Genomic DNA, 17,849 nt, shown 5'->3' on the forward strand with positions numbered 1-17,849 from the left:
TTTCGGGTCAGCTCGGGCGAATCACTTCTTGCCCAGCTTCTTCAGCTCTTCGTCGCGCAGCTCGCGGCGCAGGATCTTGCCGACGTTGGTGGTCGGCAGCACGTCGCGGAACTCGACGGCCTTGGGCACCTTGTAGCCGGTGAGGTTGGCGCGCATGTGCTCCATCACCTGCTCCTTGGTCAGGCTCTCGCCCGGCTTGACCACCACGAACACCTTGATCGCCTCGCCGGATTTCTCGTCCGGCACACCGATGGCGGCGCACTGCAGCACGCCCGGCAGGGTCGCCAGCACGTCTTCCAGTTCGTTCGGGTAGACGTTGAAACCGGACACCAGAATCATGTCCTTCTTGCGGTCGACGATGCGCAGGTAGCCGTCTTCCTGGATCAGGCCGATGTCGCCGGTCTTCAGCCAGCCGTCGGCGTCGAGGATCTCGTCGGTGGCTTCCTGGCGCTGCCAGTAGCCCTTCATCACCTGCGGGCCCTTGACGCACAGCTCGCCGATCTCGCCGATGGCCAGTTCCTGACCCTCGTCGTTGATGATCTTGCACAGAGTCGAAGGCAGCGGAATGCCGATGGTGCCGAGCTGGATGGCGCTGAACGGGTTGACCGTGGCCACCGGGCTGGTTTCGGTCATGCCGAAGCCTTCGCAGATGGCGCAGCCGGTGACTTCCTTCCAGCGCTCGGCGGTGGCCAGCTGCAGGGCCATGCCGCCGGAGAAGGTGGCCTTCAGGCTGGAGAAGTCCAGCTTGCGGAACTCCTCGTTGTTGCACAGGGCAACGAACAGGGTGTTGAGGCCGACGAAACCGGTGAAACGGTACTTGGCCAGGTCCCTGACCACCGCCGGCAGGTCGCGCGGATTGGTCAGCAGGATGTTGTGGCCGCCGATCAGCATCATCGCCATGCAATGGAAGGTGAAGGCGTAGATGTGGTACAGCGGCAGCGGCGCGATCAGCACCTCGCAGCCTTCGTCCAGGTTGGCGCCCATCAGCGCCTTGACCTGCAGCATGTTGGCCACCAGGTTGCGGTGGGTGAGCATGGCGCCCTTGGCCACGCCGGTGGTGCCGCCGGTGTACTGCAGCACGGCGATATCGGCGTTGCTCGGGTTGGCTTCGTTGAAGCTCTGACCGCGGCCCTTGGCCAAGGCGTCGTTGAGCTTGACCGCCTGCGGCAGGTTGTAGGCCGGCACCATCTTCTTCACGTGCTTGATCACGGCATTGACCAGCAGGCGCTTGAAGGTCGGCAGCATGTCGCCGACTTCGGTGACGATCACGTGCTTGACGCCGGTCTTGGGCACCACCTGCTCGGCCAGGTGGGCCATGTTGGCCAGGCAGATCAGCGCCTTGGCGCCGGAGTCGTTGAACTGGTGCTCCATCTCCCGCGCGGTGTACAGCGGGTTGGTGTTGACCACCACCAGGCCGGCGCGCATGGCGCCGAACACCACCACGGGGTACTGCAGCACGTTGGGCAGCTGCACGGCGATGCGGTCGCCGGGCTTGAGGTCGGTGTGCTTTTGCAGGTAGGCGGCGAAATCACCGGAGAGCTGGTACATCTCGCCGTAGGTGATGGTCTTGCCCAGGTTGCTGAAAGCAGGCTTGTCGGCGAAGCGTTGGCAGGACTCCTTCAGCACCGCGAGGATGTTCGGGTACTGGTCGGGATTGATTTCGGCAGCAACCCCAACGGGATACTTGTCCTTCCAGAAGTTTTCGGTCATGGAAGCCCACTCCTAAGCAACAGCTGATCTTCACCGCGCGCAGGCGGTTGTTTGTTGTGTGTTTAGCTCGCTTTTCCACGGGCCAGGCGCCCCGAAAGCGCGCCGAGAGTAGCAGCTTTGCCAAAGGCCGACCAGCACCCAACCTGGGCCGCGCAGTTATAAAAGTGACTAGAATAGACCGACCAGTCACAAGCAGTTCACCCCGCCTGAAAACCAGGCAAAGCCTCTAGTTCGCCTATTGCAGCGCACATCGCGATGTCTTGGGCGGGCGCGAAGGGGGATTGCGCTCGACGAAAGGCGTCCGAGCCTCATCCGCTCGGTTACCAAATCACCACAAATGGAATGCCGTCACGGCATGGAAGGCGGGAGCTCCTCCGCCGGAACGACGGAGGAGCTTGCGGCTCAGGCGATGTCGCGCAGTTCGCGACGCAGGATCTTGCCCACCGGGGTCATCGGCAGGGCGTCCTTGAGCACGATGTGCTTGGGCACCTTGTAGCCGGTGAAGTTTTCCTTGCAGTAGGCCTTGAGCTCCTCGACCGTGACGCCGCCGTCGCGCGGCACCACGAACAGCTTGACCACCTCGCCGGATTTCTCGTCCGGCACGCCGATGGCCGCGCAGCTGGCGACTTTCGGGTGGGCCATGACCACGTCCTCGATCTCGTTGGGGTACACGTTGAAGCCGGAGACGATGATCATGTCCTTCTTGCGGTCGACGATGCGCACGAAGCCGTCCGGGTCGATCACCGCGATGTCGCCGGTCTTGAACCAGCCCTCGGCGTCGAGCACCTCGGCGGTGGCTTCTTCGCGCTGCCAGTAGCCCTTCATCACCTGCGGGCCCTTGATGCACAGCTCGCCGCGCTCGCCCAGCGGCATCTCGTTGCCGTCGTCGTCGATCACCTTGAACGCCGTGCCCGGCACCGGGATGCCCACGGTGCCCAGGCGCGCCTTGTCGCCATAGGGGTTGGTGCTGGCCACCGGCGAGGTCTCGGTGAGGCCGTAACCTTCCACCACGGTGCAGCCGGTCATCGCCTGCCAGCGCTCGGCGGTGGCCTTGACCAGGGCGGTGCCGCCGGAGTTGGTAACCTTGAGGTTGGAGAAGTCGAGGTTCTTGAACTCGGGGTGATCCATCAGCGCGACGAACAGGGTGTTCAGCCCCAGCAGCGCGGAGAACTTCCACTTGCCCAGTTCCTTGACGAAGCCGGGAATGTCGCGCGGGTTGGTGATCAGCACGTTGTGGTTGCCGTTGACCATCATGCACATGCAGTTCGCGGTGAAGGCATAGATGTGGTACAGCGGCAGCGGCGCGATCATGATCTCCTGGCCCTGCTTCATCAGCGGCTTGCCGTCGTCGCCGAGCTGCGACAGGCAGGCGTCGACCTGCAGCATGTTGGCCACCAGGTTGCCGTGGGTGAGCATGGCGCCCTTGGCCACCCCGGTGGTGCCGCCGGTGTACTGCAGCACGGCGATGTCGTCATGGCTGGCCTTGACCGGGGTCAGCGCCTGGCCGTGGCCCTGCTTGAGCACCTGCTTGAAGGCGATGGCCTGGGGCAGATGATAGTCGGGCACCATCTTCTTGACCTTCTTCACCACGGTGTTGACCAGCCAGCCCTTGAGGCTCGGCAGCAGGTCGCCCATCTTGGCTTCGATCAGGTAATCGATCTCGGTGTCCGGCAGCACTTCCTGCACCAGCTTGCCGAACATGTTGAGGTAGACCAGCGCACGCACGCCGGCGTCCTTGAACTGGTGGCGCATCTCGCGCGCGGTGTACAGGGGGTTGGTGTTGACCACGATCAGCCCGGCGCGCATGGCGCCGAACACGGCGATGGGGTACTGCAGCACGTTGGGCATCTGCACCGCGATGCGCTCGCCCGGCTTGAGGTCGGTGTGCTTCTGCAGGTAGGCGGCGAAGGCCGCGGACAGGCGATCGAGCTCGGCGTAGGTCAGGGTCACGCCGAGGTTGCTGAACGCCGGGCGGTCGGCGAACCTCTTGCACGAGCGCTCGAACACCTCGATGACCGACTTGTAGCTGGCCAGGTCGATGTCGTTGGGCACGCCGGCCGGCCGTTTGTCGCTCCAGAAATCAGGTTGCATTGTTGTTGTCCTCTTCCCCTGAAATGGTCTGGCCCGCGCTGCGGGACTGCCCGGAAAGTAGCAGCTCGGCGCCATTGCGCAAATAGCTCGAAGGCGTCATTGATGGGCTGAATCTCGCAGCCCACCCGGCACTTTCGTTGCGCAACATCTATGATGAGCGCTCCAGCCCGAACTCGACCTCGATGCCGCCACTCGCCCTACTCGCCTGCCTGCTCCTGCTGACCTGCGCCCTGGCCCAGGCCGAGCCCGGCCCGCGCCTGGCCACCCTGGAGTACCCGCCCTACGCCTCGCAGCAACTGGACGACGGCGGCAGCATCGTCGCCCTCACCCGCCGCGCCTTCGCCCTGCGCGGCTACGCGGCGCACATCGATTTTTTGCCCTGGGCGCGGGTGCGCGCCGAACTGCGCAACGGCACCTACCAGGGCGCGCTGGCGCTGTGGCCCAGGGAGATCGGCGAAGAAGGCCTGATCGCCTCGCGCCCGCTGTTCTACAGCGAACTTGGTCTGTTCGTCCGCTAGGGCCACGAGCTGCGCTTCCAGCGCCTGCAGCAGCTGGCCGGGCAGAAGCTCGGCATCGTCCGCGGCTACGGCTACCCGCAGCGCATCCTCGACGCCGGGCTGACGCTGGAGGAAGCGGTGGACGACATCAGCAACCTGCGCAAGCTGCACGCCGGGCGTTTCGACCTGGTGCTGCTGGAGCGCCGGGTCGGCGAATACCTGATCGCCGGCGACCCGCAACTGCACGGCCAGCTGCGCTGGCACGGCCGCGCCCTGGAGCGCATCCCGTTGCTGGTGGGCTTCGTCCCGGCGCAGCCGGGGCAAACCGACTGGAGTGCGATCTTCGAGCAGGGCCTGCGCGACCTGCATGCCAGCGGCGAATACATGCAGATCCTGCGGCGCCACAGCGCCAATCCCTGACAGGCTTTGCGCCGCACGGTGCGCGGTGCACAATGCGGCCAACTTCCGGCACAAGGATTCGCCATGCGCCACGACGCATTCACCCTGAACGCCAGCGATGGCCAGCCGCTGCAGGTCAACCACTGGCATGCCGAGCAGCCGCCGCGGGCGGTGGTCATGCTCGCCCACGGCATGGCCGAGCACAGCCTGCGCTACGCGCGCCTGGCCGAGGCGCTGGTGGCGGCGGGTGTGGCGCTCTATGCCCTGGACCAGCGCGGCCACGGCCAGAGCGCGGCGCACGGCACACTCGGCCACTACGCCGACGAAGGCGGCTGGGACAAGGTGGTAGGCGACCTGGCCACCCTCAACCACCATATCCGCCAGCAGCATCCGCAGGCACCGATCTTCCTGCTCGGCCACAGCATGGGCAGCTACATCGGCATGGCCTACCTGATGGGTCACAGCTGCAGCCTGCAGGGCGCGGTGCTGTCCGGCTCCAACTACCAGCCCGTGGCGCTGTACCGCATCGCGCGGCTGATCGCCGGCTTCGAGCGCTGGCGCCTGGGCCCCAAGGGGCGCAGCAAACTGATCGACTGGCTCTCCTTTGGCTCGTTCAACAAGGCGTTCAAGCCCAACCGCACCGCCTTCGACTGGCTCAGCCGCGACCCGGCCGAAGTGGACAAGTACGTCGCCGACCCGCTGTGCGGCTTCGTCTGCACCACCCAGCTGTGGTGCGACCTGCTCGACGGCCTGCAGCAGATCACCCCGCCGGCCAACCTGGCGCAGATCGACGCCGACCTGCCGCTGCTGGTGATCGGCGGCGCGCGCGACCCGGTCAGCGACGGCAAGCGCCTGGGCCACCTGGCGAATGCCCTGCGCCAGGCCGGCATCAAGGACGTGCAACTGAAGATCTACCCCGAGGCCCGCCACGAGCTGCTCAACGAGAGCAACCGCGACGAGGTCACCGTCCACCTGATCGACTGGCTGCAGCAGGCGCTGAGCCACAGTCGGCAACCTCGCAAGGAGTCCCCATGACCCAGGTCACCAATATCCCCTATGCCGCCCTTGAAGTCGGCCAGCAGGCCAGTTTCGAGAAGCGGGTGGAAGAACGCGACGTGCAGCTGTTCGCCGCCGTTTCCGGCGACAACAACCCGGTGCACCTGGACGCCGCCTTCGCCGCCGAGACGCTGTTCAAGGAGCGTATCGCCCACGGCATGTTCAGCGGCGCGCTGATCAGCGCGGCGATCGCCTGCCGCCTGCCCGGCCCGGGCACCATCTACCTCGGCCAGCAGCTCAAGTTCACCCGCCCGGTGAAGCTCGGCGACAGCCTGACGGTGCAGCTGGAAGTGCTGGAAAAGCTGCCGAAGAACCGCGTGCGCATCGCCACCCGCGTGTTCAACCAGGACGGCAAACAGGTGGTCGACGGCGAAGCCGAAGTGCTCGCCCCGGCCAGCGAGCAGACCGTGACCATGCCGGCCATGCCGCAGGTGAGCATCGGCTGACGGCCTGCCAAATGCCGGGACCCGGTGCCGAGCCCCTGCTCGGCACCTTCTGCGCCACCCTCAGCCGCCAGGCTGACCGCCGCCCCTGGAGCCCGCCCCTATGATCATCCACAATGCCCGCCTGCGCGGCCGCGACGGCCTGCAGCGCATCACCCTGGACGGCGTGCGTATCGCCGCCATCGACGCCCAGCACGCCCCGAATCCCATCGCAGAAGGCGACCTGGACGCCGCCGGCAACCTGGTCGTGCCGCCCTTCGTCGAACCGCATATCCACCTCGACGCCACCCTCACCGCCGGCGAACCGGCCTGGAACCTGAGCGGCACGCTGTTCGAGGGCATCGAACGCTGGGCCGAGCGCAAGGCACTGGTCACCCATGAAGACACCAAGACCCGCGCCAAGAAGACCATCGATATGCTGGTCGACCATGGCATCCAGCATGTGCGCACCCACGTCGACGTCACCGACCCGACCCTGGCCGCGCTCAAGGCCATGCTCGAAGTGCGCGAGGAAACCCGCCACCTGATCGACCTGCAGATCGTCGCCTTCCCGCAAGAAGGTATCGAGTCGTACGCCAATGGCCGCGCGCTGATGGAGGAGGCGGTGGAACTGGGCGCCGACGTGGTCGGCGGCATCCCGCACTTCGAGAACACCCGTGACCAGGGCGTGGCCTCGATCAAGTTCCTGATGGATCTGGCCGAACGCACGGGCTGTCTGGTGGACGTGCATTGCGACGAGACCGACGACCCCAACTCGCGCTTTCTCGAAGTGCTGGCCGAAGAAGCCCGCGTGCGCGGCATGGGCGCGCGGGTCACCGCCAGCCACACCACGGCCATGGGCTCCTACGACAACGCCTACTGCTCCAAGCTGTTCCGCCTGCTGAAGCTTAGCGGCATCAGCTTCATCTCCTGCCCCACCGAGAGCATCCACCTGCAGGGCCGCTTCGACAGCTACCCGAAACGCCGCGGCTTGACCCGCGTGGCGGAGATCGACCGCGCCGGGATGAACGTCTGCTTTGGCCAGGATTCCATCATCGACCCCTGGTATCCGCTGGGTAACGGCAACATCCTGCGCATCCTCGAAGCCGGCCTGCACATCTGCCACATGCTCGGTTACGAAGACCTCAAGCGCAGCCTGGATCTGATCACCGACAACTCGGCGCGCGCACTGAACCTGGGTGAAGGGTATGGGCTGGAAGTGGGCCGTCCGGCCAACCTGCTGATCCTCTCGGCGCCGGACGATTATGAGATGGTGCGCAGTCAGGGCCACGCGCTGGTATCAATCCGCCACGGCAGGGTGCTGATGCGCCGCACGCCGGCGAGGGTCGAACGGGCCTGATGCTTGGCTGAAGGGGCGGCCACGCCGCGCTGCCGCTGAAGCGGTCTCGGCCGCGAAACCGATGCCGAGCCTCGCTGCGCCCCACGGGAAATACGCCGGTCGTACGGGGCTTGCTCAGTGCCAGGCCGACAGGGCTTCCCAGGCGCGGAACTTGTCGCCGGGCAGCGGCTGGCTGATCGAGAAGCCCTGGGCAATGTCGCAACCGAAGTTGCCCAGACGGGTCAGGGTCTCCTGGTTCTCCACGCCTTCGGCAACCACCTCGAGGTCGAGGTTGTGCGCCAGCTCGACGATCGAGCGCACGATCTTCGCCGAGTCATCGTCGTCGCTGAGCATGCGGGTGACGAAGGACTGGTCGATCTTCAGCGAATCCACCGGCAGCTTCTGCAGGTAAGCCAGCGAGGAATAGCCGGTGCCGAAGTCGTCGATGGTCAGCCGGGTGTCGAGGTTCTTCAGTTGGGTCAGGGTCTCCAGCGCCGCGACCGGATCTTCCATCAGCGCGCTTTCGGTCAGCTCGAATTCCACCCAGTTCGGCTCGGCGCCCCAGGTGGCGAAGGTGCCGCGAATGCGTTCGAGCAGCTTGGGATCGCGCAGGTCGTGGGCCGACAGGTTGACAGAAACCGGTCGCTCGTCGCCTTCCTCGCGCCAGGCGTAGCTCTGGCCCAGCGCGGCATCGAGCACCCAGTAGGTGAGCGGGGTGATCAGCCCGGCGCTCTCGGCCAGCTTGATGAAGTCGTTGGGCGGCAGCAGACCATGCTGCGGATGCTGCCAGCGCACCAGGGCCTCGCTGCCGCACACCTTGTTGGTAGCGATCTGCAGTTTCGGCTGATAGTGCAACAGCAGCTGGTTGCCGTCGATCGCCCGGCGCAGTTCGCTCATCAGGGTCAGGTGCTGGGCGCATTCGCGGTCCATCCCGCCCTGGAACAGCGCATAGCCGGTGCTGGAACGCTTGGCCTGATCCATGGCGCTGGCCGAGCGGCGGATCAAGGCGTCCGGATCGGTGCCGTGACCGGGATAGAGGGCGATGCCGATGCTGGCGCGGGTATCGAGCAGCAGCCCGCTCAGGTCGATCGGTTCGTACAGCGCCACCAGGATCTTCTGCGCCAGTTGCGACGCCTGCTCGGCGCCGCCGCTGGGCATCAGCACAGCGTACTCGCTTTCGCCGATGCGCGCCAGCCTGTTGCCGGCGCCCACCGCCTGTACCAGGCGGGCGGCGATGGCCTGCTGCAGGCGGTCGCCTTCGCGATAGCCGAGGGTTTCGTTGATCGCCTGGTTGCGCCCGACCTCCAGTTGCAACAGACCGAGCGCCCGGTGTTCCTGCTTGGCTTCGGCGATCGCAGCTTCCAGCAACTCGCGCAGGCGCAGGCGGTTGGGCAGGCCGGTCAGCTCGTCGGCATAGGCCATGCGCCTGATGGTCGCCTCGGCCTGCAGCGCCCGATCGCGGGTGCGCAGGGTGGCGATGCCGAAGCCCAGGTCGTTGGCGGTGGCGAACAGCAGCTCGACCTCCTGCTCGTCGAAGGTGTCGCTCGCCGCGGCCATGATCACCAGCTTGCCGATCAGCCGGTCGTCCACTCGCAGCGGCAGCACTATGGTCGCCGCGAAGCCGTGCTCCTTGGCCTCGTCTCTCAGGAACCCGTCCACCGGCTCCTCGGGTAGGTTGCGTATGACCAGTGGCCGGCCGCTCTCGAGCCGGGCATCGACATCGCTGGATGTAGGCTTGGCCCTCGGCACTGGCGGCCCAGGCCTCGGCCCGCGCGAGGAAGCCGTGATCGTCGCCGGCGTAGGCGACCTGGCGTACCGGCTCGGCGGGGTCTTCCTGGCGATAGGCGACCCAGGCCAGGCGGTAGCCGCAGTCGACCACCAGTACCCGACAGACTTCCTTGAGCAGCGCGGATTCGGCGTCGGCGTGGATCAGCGCATGGTTGACCGCCACCCGCGTCGACAGGGCGCGATTGAGGCGCTGGATCTCCTGCTCGGCCTGGATGCGACGCGCCTTGCCGCGCAGGGTCTCGAGGCCGAAGGCCAGGTCCTCGGCGGCCTCGCTGAGCAACGCCATTTCCTGCGGGCCGAAGGCATCGGGTTCCGGCGCGCCGATGCCGAGGGCACCGAAGATCCGCCCTTCGACCCGCAGCGGCAGCGACATCACCGAGGCGATGCCGTGCTGGATGGCGCCTTCGCGCCAGGGCGCGGTGTTCGGGTCGGTCAGCAGGTTGTGGGTCAGGCTCAGCTGGCCGGTGCGGATCGCGGTGCCGGAGGGGCCGTGGCCGCGTTCGTTGTCGCCCCAGGAGATATTCAGCGAGTCGATGTAGGTCCTTTCGACCCCGGCATGGGCCAGCGGAGTGACGGTTTGCGCCGGATCGTGCTCGGCGCGGCCGACCCAGGCCAGGCGGTAACCGGCCTGCTCGACTATGACCCGGCAGATCTCCTGGAGCAGGCTGGCTTCGTTTTCGGCGCGCAGCAGCGCCCGGTTGCAGCCGCTCAAAGTGCGCAACGCACGGTTAAGGCACAGGTGTTCCTGGTGGGTGGAACGCGACGTTGGCACGGCTTGCCTCCGACTCATGCACGACCTGGCTTGAGTATAGAGCTGCCGTCCGGGCACCGGGTTCCGCTGGCCGGACGGTACGCGGTGGCCGCCGGCGTCGCCCCAGGCTACTGCGCCACCCGCACGCTGGCAGTCATTCCCGCACTGAGCAGCAGGCCCTCGGGCAGCTCGTCGAGCTTGATCCGCACCGGAATCCGCTGCGCCAGGCGTACCCAGTTGAAGGTCGGTTCGACGTCGGCCAGCAGCTGGCCGTCCGGGCTGGCGTTGCGGTCGGTGATGCCGCGGCTGATGCTCTCCACCTCGCCGCGCAACGGCTGGTCGCCGCCCATCAGCCAGATGTCCACCGGCGCGCCGACGCGGATGCGCGGCAGCTTGGTCTCCTCGAAATAGGCCTGGATATAGAACGACGCCTCGTCCACCAGTGCCAGCACCGGCTCGCCGGCCTTGACATAGTTGCCTTCGGCCAGGCGCAGATTGGTCACCTGGCCGGCGCGCGGTGCACGCACCTCGCTGCGCGCCAGGTCCAGCTCGGCGGATTTGACCGCCACCTGCGCCTGACGATACTCGCCGCGGGCGATCTCGGCGCTGATCTGGGCGTTGTCGCGCAGCTCGGCGCTGATCGCCTGCGGCCCCAGGCGCACGCGACGGCTGGCCTCGTGCTCGCGCAGCAGCAGTTGCTGGCGCCGCGTCTCGGCCACCGCCTGGGCCTGTTCCAGTGCCACCTGATAGCGCTCGCGATCCAGGCTCAGCAGCAGCTCGCCGGCCGCCACCCGCTGGTTGTCGCGCACCTTCAGTTGGGTGACCCAGCCGGTCAGATCCGGGGCCAGGGTCACCACCTCGGCGCGCACCCGCGCGTCGCGGGTCCAAGGCGAATACAGGTAGTGCTGCCACAACCAGGCGCCGGCCAGCAGGGCCGCCGCCACCAGGCTCAGGGTGAGGCCGAGGCGAATGCTCGCACGCATGGACATCTCCTTCATCAACTCAACACGGCGACCAGCGCCGCCAGCACGCAGACATATAGGGCACAGTCGAACAACGCCTCGTGCCAGATCCAGCGCGCCACACCGAGCCGCTGCAGGGCCAGGCGCAGCGCGCCGGTGAGCAGCAGCGCCAGCAGCGCATAAAGCAGCATGGGGCTGAGCAGCACCCCACCCAGCGCCCATTCACGCAAGCCCATGGGCTTCTCCTTGTTGCCCGCACCAGTGCTGCCAGCCGCCGTGCAGCTGCAGCAGGGCCGCCTCGGCCAGACGCCGGTCGATGCTCGGCGGCGCGCCGCGCAGGGCCTGGAGCAAGTCGTCCAGCGCGGCATCGAGGGCAGCGCCCCGCGACGGCGCCGGGCCGAGCAACAGCTGTCGGCGCAGGTGATCGAGAAAATTCGTTTCGGCCAGGCCCAGCGCGCGGTCGCCCGCAGCCAGGCAGGCGCGCAGGTGCAGCAGCTCGTCGCCCAGGTCCAGGCTGGCGATGCCGTCGTCCCAGCGGCTGCGGCTCTGGCTGGGCAGCGCCGGGTAGTGCCGCGCCAGTTGCAGCAGGCGGTCGGCCATACGCCCGCCGAACCAGCTCTCGGCCCCGGCCAGCGGCTGACGGGTGAGCCGGGCCAGGTCCTGCAGGGTCGCGCGCAGCAGACGGCGGCCATGCCAGGTCGGGCTGCGCAAGCCGATCAGGTTGAACGCCAGCACCGCACAGCCGACGCCGATCAGCATGGCCAGCGCCTCGTTGAGGAAGAAGGCGACGTCGTACTGCATGTCGTTCTGCGGCGCGCAGAGCACGATGAAATGCAGGCTGAAGGAGGTGGCGGTGGCGCCCAGCGCCGGCTTGGCCATGCCCAGGGCGCCGAAGAACAGCGGCACGCCGAGGGCCAGGCAGAGCATGGCGAAGCCGTTGAGCTGCGGCAGCAGGATCTGTCCGACGACGAATGCCAGCGGCAGCGCATAGAAGATCCCGCGCATGAACAGCAGGCCGATCTGCGCGGCGTTCTCGCGGCTGGCGAACAGGCTGCAGACCACGCAGCACAGCAGCAAGGCGCCGCTGGCGGCGGTCCAGCCGCTGGCCAGCCAGAACGCCGCCAGCGCCAGGAAGGCCAGGGCGCTGCGCGCGCCATAGACCGCGGCGGTCTGCCAGTCGCTGTGCCAGGACAGCGCCGGCGACGCCTGCCCGCTCTCGCCGCGTTCCACCGCCGCCAGCGACTGGCTGGCGGTATCCAGGCGCAGCGCCAGCAACGCCAGGCGCTCCAGGCACAAACGCTGCGCCGCGCTGAGCGTCGGCGCCTCGGCGGCCTGGCGCAATTGCTCGGCCAGCGCCGACACCTGCTGCGCCTGCGCCGCCGCCAGCTGCTCGCCTACCCGCTCCAACCAGGGCGCCAGGGCGTGGCGCTCGGCCTCGCTCAACTGCCGCCACTGGCGCGCCACGCCGCGTGCCAGGCGCAGCAGGGTGAGCAGATCGCGACTCAGCGCGCGCAGGGCACGGGCGCGCTGGCGGCCGCGAGCGCCCTCGAACCAGGCGTGCTCGCGTTGGGCATCCACCGCGACGATACGCCCCAGCACCTCGAGCAGGCCCTGACGCGCCATGGCCTCGCCGACCAGTGCCGAGGCCGCGGCGTTCACCCCGGCCTGCCAGGCGCTGCGTGCCTGCTGCACCAGCTGGCGCTCGACCCGCTGCGGACAGAGCACCGCGCTGACTGCGGTGGCGCAGACAATCCCCAGGCAGATTTCCGTGCAGCGCGCCACCGCCTGATCGAACACCGTCAGCGGCGCGTCGATGGCCGGCAGGCCGATGATCGCCACGGTGTAGCCGGCCAGCACGAAGGCATAGCTCCAGGCGCTGCGCAGCATGCTCGAGGCGGCGGTGCACAGCCCCAGCCAGAACGCCAGGGCGAGCAGGAACAACCAGGGCGCCTGGGCGAACAGCGCCATCAGCAGCACCGCCATGACGGTGCCGACCAGGGTGCCGAGCAGGCGCGCCAGGCCCTTCTGCACCACCATGCCGGACAGCGGCTGGGCGACGATAAAGGCGGTCATCAACGCCCACTGCGGCTGCGGCAGATCGAAACGGAAGGCGAACCACAGCGCCAGGCCGCCGCCCAGCAGGGTCTTGATCGCAAACTGAAGGGCCTGGGCGCTGGGCGCCACAAAGGCCAGCAGGGCATCGCGCATGGAATCGGCTTCAAGGACTGGGCGAGGAAAGCGTAGACGAGCGTCATAGCGCCCTACGAAACAAGCTAATTATTAGCTAGCTACGTAGTTTGCGTCCAGCTCCGCCCGCCGCACGCCCATAAAAAAGGGCGACCGAAGTCGCCCGAATTGCCTTGCGTGCCCTGTAAACCGAAAAGATCAGCTTGGCTTGCGCTTGTGCGAATCCTTCCAGATGAAGTAACCGACCCCGCCGAAAAAGGCGACCATCAGAACAACCGTGCCGACTCCGGCGAGAACCACTGTATCGACGAACATGGCTGCCTCCTGTTGTGCCTGCCTGTCTGGGATGACTGCACCTTACCAGCGGCGGCGGGAGGACAATTGATCTGGGTCAATGCGCGACGGCGGCCGCCGCCCCGGAGGCGGCAACACTGATCCAGGTCAAGCAATCGAGGGGCACGGAGCGAGCGGACACGGCGGCAGCGCCGCCCAGGACGGCAAAGGGGCAGGAGGCTTCAGCGTTTTTTCGGCTTGCCCTTGGACTTCTTCTTCGCCTTGGCCAGCGGCAGGGCCTGCTCGAAGGCCTGGCGCATCTCGTCGAGACGCTTGTCGTTGAGGTCGTGGATGCGCTTGCCGCGTTCGGCGGCGAAGTCGATCAGCTTGTCGTCGTTGCTCATAGCGGAAACCGGATCAGGCGGAAGGTCAGGTTCAGACGCGGCGCGCAGGGCTGGCGCGTCTTCGCCACTTGGTGCTGCCAATGATGCTGGGTCGGCCCGCGCATGACCAGTAGCGAGCCGTGTTCCAGCATCAGCGAATGGCCGATACGCGTGCTGCCGACCCGGCGCAGGTCGAAGCGCCGGCTGCCGCCGAGGTTGAGCGAGGCGATCAGCGGATTGCGCCCCAGCTCGGCTTCGGCATCGCTGTGCCAGCCCATGGAATCCTGGCCATCGCGGTAATAGTTGAGCAGCACGGCATTGAGCGGCTGGCCTACGGCCCTCACGATCTGCCGGCGAATCTCATCGAGCAACGGCGTCCAGGGCAGCGGCTGGTGAAGCTTGCCGGAATAGCGATAGCGCGCCTCGGGCTCGCCGTACCAGGCGGTCAGGCGCGGCACCCGGTGGTAACGGCCATGGATGAACAGCTCCGGCTGCTGCCAGGGCGTCTCGTCCACCAAGGCGGCGAGCCAGGCATCGGCCACGGCGGCGTCGACCCAGCCCGGCTGGTAATCCAGCTCGGCATCGGCCAGCTCGGGCAAGGGATCGGCAAACAGCATGATCAGACTCGGAGAAAGACACAGGCGGCCAGTCTGTCAGACTTCCACATCCACCCATAATCCCTGGCGCGGCAGATCGCCCAGCGCCTGCTCCACCTCCTCCGGCTCGGCCGCAGCCAGCTGTTCGGGGGTGTAGCCGCGGCGCTGACGGCGGCGCTGCTCTTCGCGCAGCAGCTCCTCGGTTTCCTGCGGGTGGCGCTTGTCCAGGTTCAGCGCGCTTTCCTTGGCGCTGGCCTCGGCTGGCGTCACCGGCGGAATCTCGGGCTTGGGCTTGATAACGTCTTGCGAGGCAGTGACCGGCACCAGGCTGTGGGGGATAGGTGGTAACACGTAATCGCACCTCCTTTGGTCAGGCTGTCGGCCCCGCAAGCCGCGACTTTAGGCGGTGCTCGCTACACTTTCGACTGAGTCGAACGGCATAAGTGCCATGGCCGCTTTGGCCCGGGCAGCGCATCCGTTACCATAGCCGGCTTTTTCACGCGGGGAGACAGGCATGCAGTATCAACCGGGGCAACGCTGGATCAGTGACAGCGAGGCGGAATTGGGGCTGGGCACCATCCTCGCCGAGGACGGCCGCCTGCTCACCGTGCTCTACCCGGCCACCGGCGAGACGCGCCAGTACGCCACCCGCAACGCCCCGCTGACCCGCGTGCGCTTCGCCCCGGGCGACGAGATCACCCATTTCGAGGGCTGGAAGCTCACCGTACAGGAAGTCGAGGACATCGACGGCCTGCTGGTCTATCACGGCCTCAACGGTCAGCACCAGAGCGTCACCCTGCCGGAGACGCAGCTGTCGAACTTCATCCAGTTCCGTCTGGCCAGCGACCGCCTGTTCGCCGGGCAGATCGACCCGCTGGCCTGGTTCGCCTTGCGCTACCACAGCCTGGAACACAACAGCCGCCTGCTGCAATCGTCGCTGTGGGGCCTGGGCGGCGCGCGCGCCCAGCCGATCGCCCACCAGCTGCACATCGCCCGCGAAGTCGCCGACCGCATCGCCCCGCGCGTGCTGCTGGCCGACGAGGTGGGCCTGGGCAAGACCATCGAGGCCGGCCTGGTGATCCACCGCCAGCTGCTCTCCGGCCGCGCCGGCCGCGTGCTGATCCTGGTGCCGGAGAACCTGCAGCACCAGTGGCTGGTGGAGATGCGCCGGCGCTTCAACCTGGACGTGGCGCTGTTCGACGCCGAGCGCTTCATGGAAAGCGACGCCAGCAACCCCTTCGAGGATTGCCAGCTGGCGCTGGTCGCCCTGGAGTGGCTGAAGGACGACGAAAAGGCCCAGGACGCGCTGTTCGCCGCCGGCTGGGACCTGCTGGTGGTCGACGAAGCCCACCACCTGGTCTGGCACCCGGAACAGGCCAGCGCCGAGTACTCGTTGGTCGAGCAACTGGCCGAAGTCATCCCCGGCGTGCTGCTGCTCACCGCCACCCCCGAGCAACTCGGCCAGGACAGCCACTTCGCCCGCCTGCGCCTGCTCGATCCGGCACGCTTCCATGATCTGGAGGCCTTCCGCGCCGAGAGCGGCCAGTACCGCCCGGTGGCCGAGGCGGTGCAGGAGCTGCTCGACCACGGCAAGCTCAGCGCCCAGGCGCGCGACGCCATCGGCGGTTTCCTCGGCGACGAGGGCCGCGAGCTGCTGGACGCCATCGACGGCGGCGACGAAGCCGCCCGCGCGCGCCTGGTGCGCGAGCTGCTGGATCGCCACGGCACCGGCCGTCTGCTGTTTCGCAACACCCGCGCCGCGGTGCAGGGTTTCCCCGAGCGCGAGCTGCACCCCTACCCGCTGCCCTGCCCGGTCGAGTACCTGGAATTGCCGGTCGGCGAGCATGCCGAGCTGTACCCGGAAGTCGGCTACCAGGCCCAGGACGAGGTGGACGAGGAGCAGCGCTGGTGGCGCTTCGACCCGCGCGTCGAGTGGCTGATCGACACCCTGAAGATGCTCAAGAAATACAAGGTGCTGGTGATCTGCGCCCACGCCGAGACCGCCCTGGACCTGGAAGACGCCCTGCGCGTTCGCTCCGGCATCCCGGCCACGGTGTTCCACGAGGGCATGAGCATCCTCGAGCGCGACCGCGCCGCCGCTTACTTCGCCGACGAAGAATTCGGCGCCCAGGTGCTGATCTGCTCGGAGATCGGCTCCGAAGGCCGCAACTTCCAGTTCGCCCATCACCTGGTGCTGTTCGACCTGCCGGCCCACCCGGACCTGCTCGAACAGCGCATCGGCCGTCTCGACCGCATCGGTCAGAAGCACCGTATCCAGCTCCATGTGCCCTACCTGGAGAACAGCCCGCAGGAACGCCTGTTCCAGTGGTATCACCAGGCGCTGAACGCCTTCCTCGCCACCTGCCCCACCGGCAACGCCCTGCAGCACCAGTTCGGCCCGCGCCTGCTGCCGCTGCTGGAAAGCGGCGACGACGGCCAGTGGCAACAGTTGATCGACGAGGCCACCGCCGAGCGCATTCGCCTGGAAGGCGAGCTGCACAGCGGCCGCGACCGTCTGCTGGAACTCAACTCCGGTGGCGCCGGTGAAGGCGAGGCGCTGGTCGAAGCCATCCTCGAGCAGGACGACCAGTTCAGCCTGCCGATCTACATGGAAGAGCTGTTCAACGCCTTCGGCATCGACAGCGAAGACCACTCCGACAACGCCCTGATCCTGCGCCCCAGCGAGAAGATGCTGGACGCCAGCTTCCCGCTCGGCGACGACGAGGCGGTGACCGTGACCTACGACCGCGACCAGGCCCTGGCGCGCGAGGACATGCAGTTCCTCACCTGGGAACACCCCATGGTGCAGGGCGGCATGGACCTGGTGCTGTCCGGCTCGATGGGCAACACCGCGGTGGCGCTGATCAAGAACAAGGCGCTCAAGCCCGGCACCGTGCTGCTGGAGCTGCTCTACGTCAGCGAAGTGGTCGGCCCGCGCAAACTGCAACTGGGCCGCTTCCTGCCCCCGGCCGCCTTGCGCTGCCTGTTCGACGCCAATGGCAACGACCTCGCCGCCAAGGTCGGCTTCGAAACCCTCAATGACCAGCTGGAAAGCGTGCCGCGCGCCAGCGCCAACAAGTTCGTCCAGGCCCAGCGCGACGTGCTGACCAAGCAGCTCAACGACGCCGAAGCCAAGGTCATGCCGCGCCACGTCGAGCGCGTGGCCGAGGCCAAGCGCCGCCTGATCGCCGAGTTGGACGAGGAACTGGCGCGCCTGATCGCCCTGCAGGCGGTCAACCCCAGCGTGCGCGACAGCGAGATCGAGGCCCTGCGCCAGCAGCGCGAGCAGAGCCTGGCGATGTTCGACAAGGCTGCCCTGCGTCTGGAAGCGATTCGCGTGCTGGTGGCCGGTTAAGTGCTGAAAAGCCCCTCTCCCTCTGGTAGAGGGTTCAATG

Annotated in this window: 16 protein-coding genes and 1 pseudogene; 6 read left to right on the forward strand and 11 right to left on the reverse strand. The window is 67.3% G+C overall.

The window, feature by feature from the left end; genetic code table 11:
* Nucleotides 1–21: 21 nt before the first annotated feature.
* The gene (fadD1, locus tag ACW9UL_RS16150) at nt 22–1,710 is read right to left on the reverse strand and encodes a long-chain-fatty-acid--CoA ligase FadD1 (RefSeq protein ID WP_457787643.1); all 1,689 of its coding nucleotides are present in this window, start codon (nt 1,708–1,710) and stop codon (nt 22–24) included.
* Between the two features lie 402 nt (nt 1,711–2,112).
* Nucleotides 2,113–3,801, reverse strand: a complete 1,689-nt coding sequence (fadD2, locus tag ACW9UL_RS16155; RefSeq protein ID WP_021444431.1) for a long-chain-fatty-acid--CoA ligase FadD2 — start codon at nt 3,799–3,801, stop codon at nt 2,113–2,115.
* A gap of 182 nt (nt 3,802–3,983) precedes the next feature.
* Between fadD2 and ACW9UL_RS16160 the strand changes: the two genes are divergently transcribed.
* The 5 genes from ACW9UL_RS16160 to codA all read left to right on the forward strand — a co-directional run bounded on the left by ACW9UL_RS16160 (nt 3,984) and on the right by codA (nt 7,535).
* On the forward strand, nt 3,984–4,319 hold the full coding sequence (locus tag ACW9UL_RS16160; protein WP_457787644.1) for a type 2 periplasmic-binding domain-containing protein: 336 nt from the start codon (nt 3,984–3,986) through the stop codon (nt 4,317–4,319).
* 117 nt (nt 4,320–4,436) lie between these two features.
* Entirely contained in the window at nt 4,437–4,718 is a 282-nt protein-coding gene (locus tag ACW9UL_RS16165) for a transporter substrate-binding domain-containing protein (protein ID WP_457787645.1), read from the forward strand.
* A gap of 63 nt (nt 4,719–4,781) precedes the next feature.
* Nucleotides 4,782–5,732 (forward strand): alpha/beta hydrolase, encoded by a 951-nt coding sequence (locus ACW9UL_RS16170; RefSeq protein WP_457787646.1) that lies wholly within the window; start codon nt 4,782–4,784, stop codon nt 5,730–5,732.
* Entirely contained in the window at nt 5,729–6,199 is a 471-nt protein-coding gene (locus ACW9UL_RS16175) for a MaoC family dehydratase (RefSeq protein WP_021444428.1), read from the forward strand. The genes ACW9UL_RS16170 and ACW9UL_RS16175 overlap by 4 nt, the downstream gene beginning before the upstream one ends.
* 100 nt (nt 6,200–6,299) lie before the next feature.
* Nucleotides 6,300–7,535, forward strand: a complete 1,236-nt coding sequence (gene codA, locus ACW9UL_RS16180; protein WP_457787647.1) for a cytosine deaminase — start codon at nt 6,300–6,302, stop codon at nt 7,533–7,535.
* A gap of 114 nt (nt 7,536–7,649) precedes the next feature.
* Here codA and ACW9UL_RS16185 read toward each other — a convergent pair whose 3' ends face one another.
* From ACW9UL_RS16185 to ACW9UL_RS16225, 9 genes and pseudogenes are all read right to left on the reverse strand, one after another.
* The gene (locus ACW9UL_RS16185; protein ID WP_457787648.1) at nt 7,650–9,263 is read right to left on the reverse strand and encodes a putative bifunctional diguanylate cyclase/phosphodiesterase; all 1,614 of its coding nucleotides are present in this window, start codon (nt 9,261–9,263) and stop codon (nt 7,650–7,652) included.
* Nucleotides 9,264–9,600: 337 nt separating this feature from the next.
* Nucleotides 9,601–10,092: pseudogene (locus ACW9UL_RS16190) on the reverse strand (GAF domain-containing protein); the annotation flags it as partial.
* 89 nt (nt 10,093–10,181) lie between these two features.
* Nucleotides 10,182–11,036, reverse strand: coding sequence for an efflux RND transporter periplasmic adaptor subunit (locus tag ACW9UL_RS16195; protein WP_457787649.1), 855 nt, complete (start codon nt 11,034–11,036; stop codon nt 10,182–10,184).
* Nucleotides 11,037–11,050: 14 nt separating this feature from the next.
* A complete protein-coding gene (locus ACW9UL_RS16200; protein ID WP_122107507.1) occupies nt 11,051–11,251 on the reverse strand; it encodes a DUF1656 domain-containing protein in 201 nt (66 codons plus the stop codon).
* The gene (locus ACW9UL_RS16205; protein WP_457787650.1) at nt 11,238–13,223 is read right to left on the reverse strand and encodes an FUSC family protein; all 1,986 of its coding nucleotides are present in this window, start codon (nt 13,221–13,223) and stop codon (nt 11,238–11,240) included. Before ACW9UL_RS16205 ends, ACW9UL_RS16200 begins: the two co-directional genes overlap by 14 nt.
* Nucleotides 13,224–13,400: 177 nt before the next feature.
* Nucleotides 13,401–13,517 (reverse strand): cytochrome c oxidase subunit CcoM, encoded by a 117-nt coding sequence (gene ccoM / locus ACW9UL_RS16210; protein WP_021445694.1) that lies wholly within the window; start codon nt 13,515–13,517, stop codon nt 13,401–13,403.
* A gap of 200 nt (nt 13,518–13,717) precedes the next feature.
* Nucleotides 13,718–13,879: a hypothetical protein gene (locus tag ACW9UL_RS16215; protein ID WP_178082526.1), complete on the reverse strand. Its 162-nt coding sequence runs from the start codon at nt 13,877–13,879 to the stop codon at nt 13,718–13,720.
* Nucleotides 13,876–14,475, reverse strand: a complete 600-nt coding sequence (locus ACW9UL_RS16220) for an alpha-ketoglutarate-dependent dioxygenase AlkB family protein (protein WP_457787651.1) — start codon at nt 14,473–14,475, stop codon at nt 13,876–13,878. The genes ACW9UL_RS16215 and ACW9UL_RS16220 overlap by 4 nt, the downstream gene beginning before the upstream one ends.
* A gap of 36 nt (nt 14,476–14,511) precedes the next feature.
* A complete protein-coding gene (locus ACW9UL_RS16225; RefSeq protein WP_021445691.1) occupies nt 14,512–14,805 on the reverse strand; it encodes a hypothetical protein in 294 nt (97 codons plus the stop codon).
* 163 nt (nt 14,806–14,968) lie between these two features.
* Here ACW9UL_RS16225 and rapA point away from each other — a divergent pair, with 163 nt between their 5' ends.
* The gene (gene rapA / locus ACW9UL_RS16230; RefSeq protein WP_457787652.1) at nt 14,969–17,809 is read left to right on the forward strand and encodes an RNA polymerase-associated protein RapA; all 2,841 of its coding nucleotides are present in this window, start codon (nt 14,969–14,971) and stop codon (nt 17,807–17,809) included.
* Nucleotides 17,810–17,849: the final 40 nt, after the last annotated feature.

It is taken from the genome of Pseudomonas sp. PL-6, assembly GCF_054110165.1.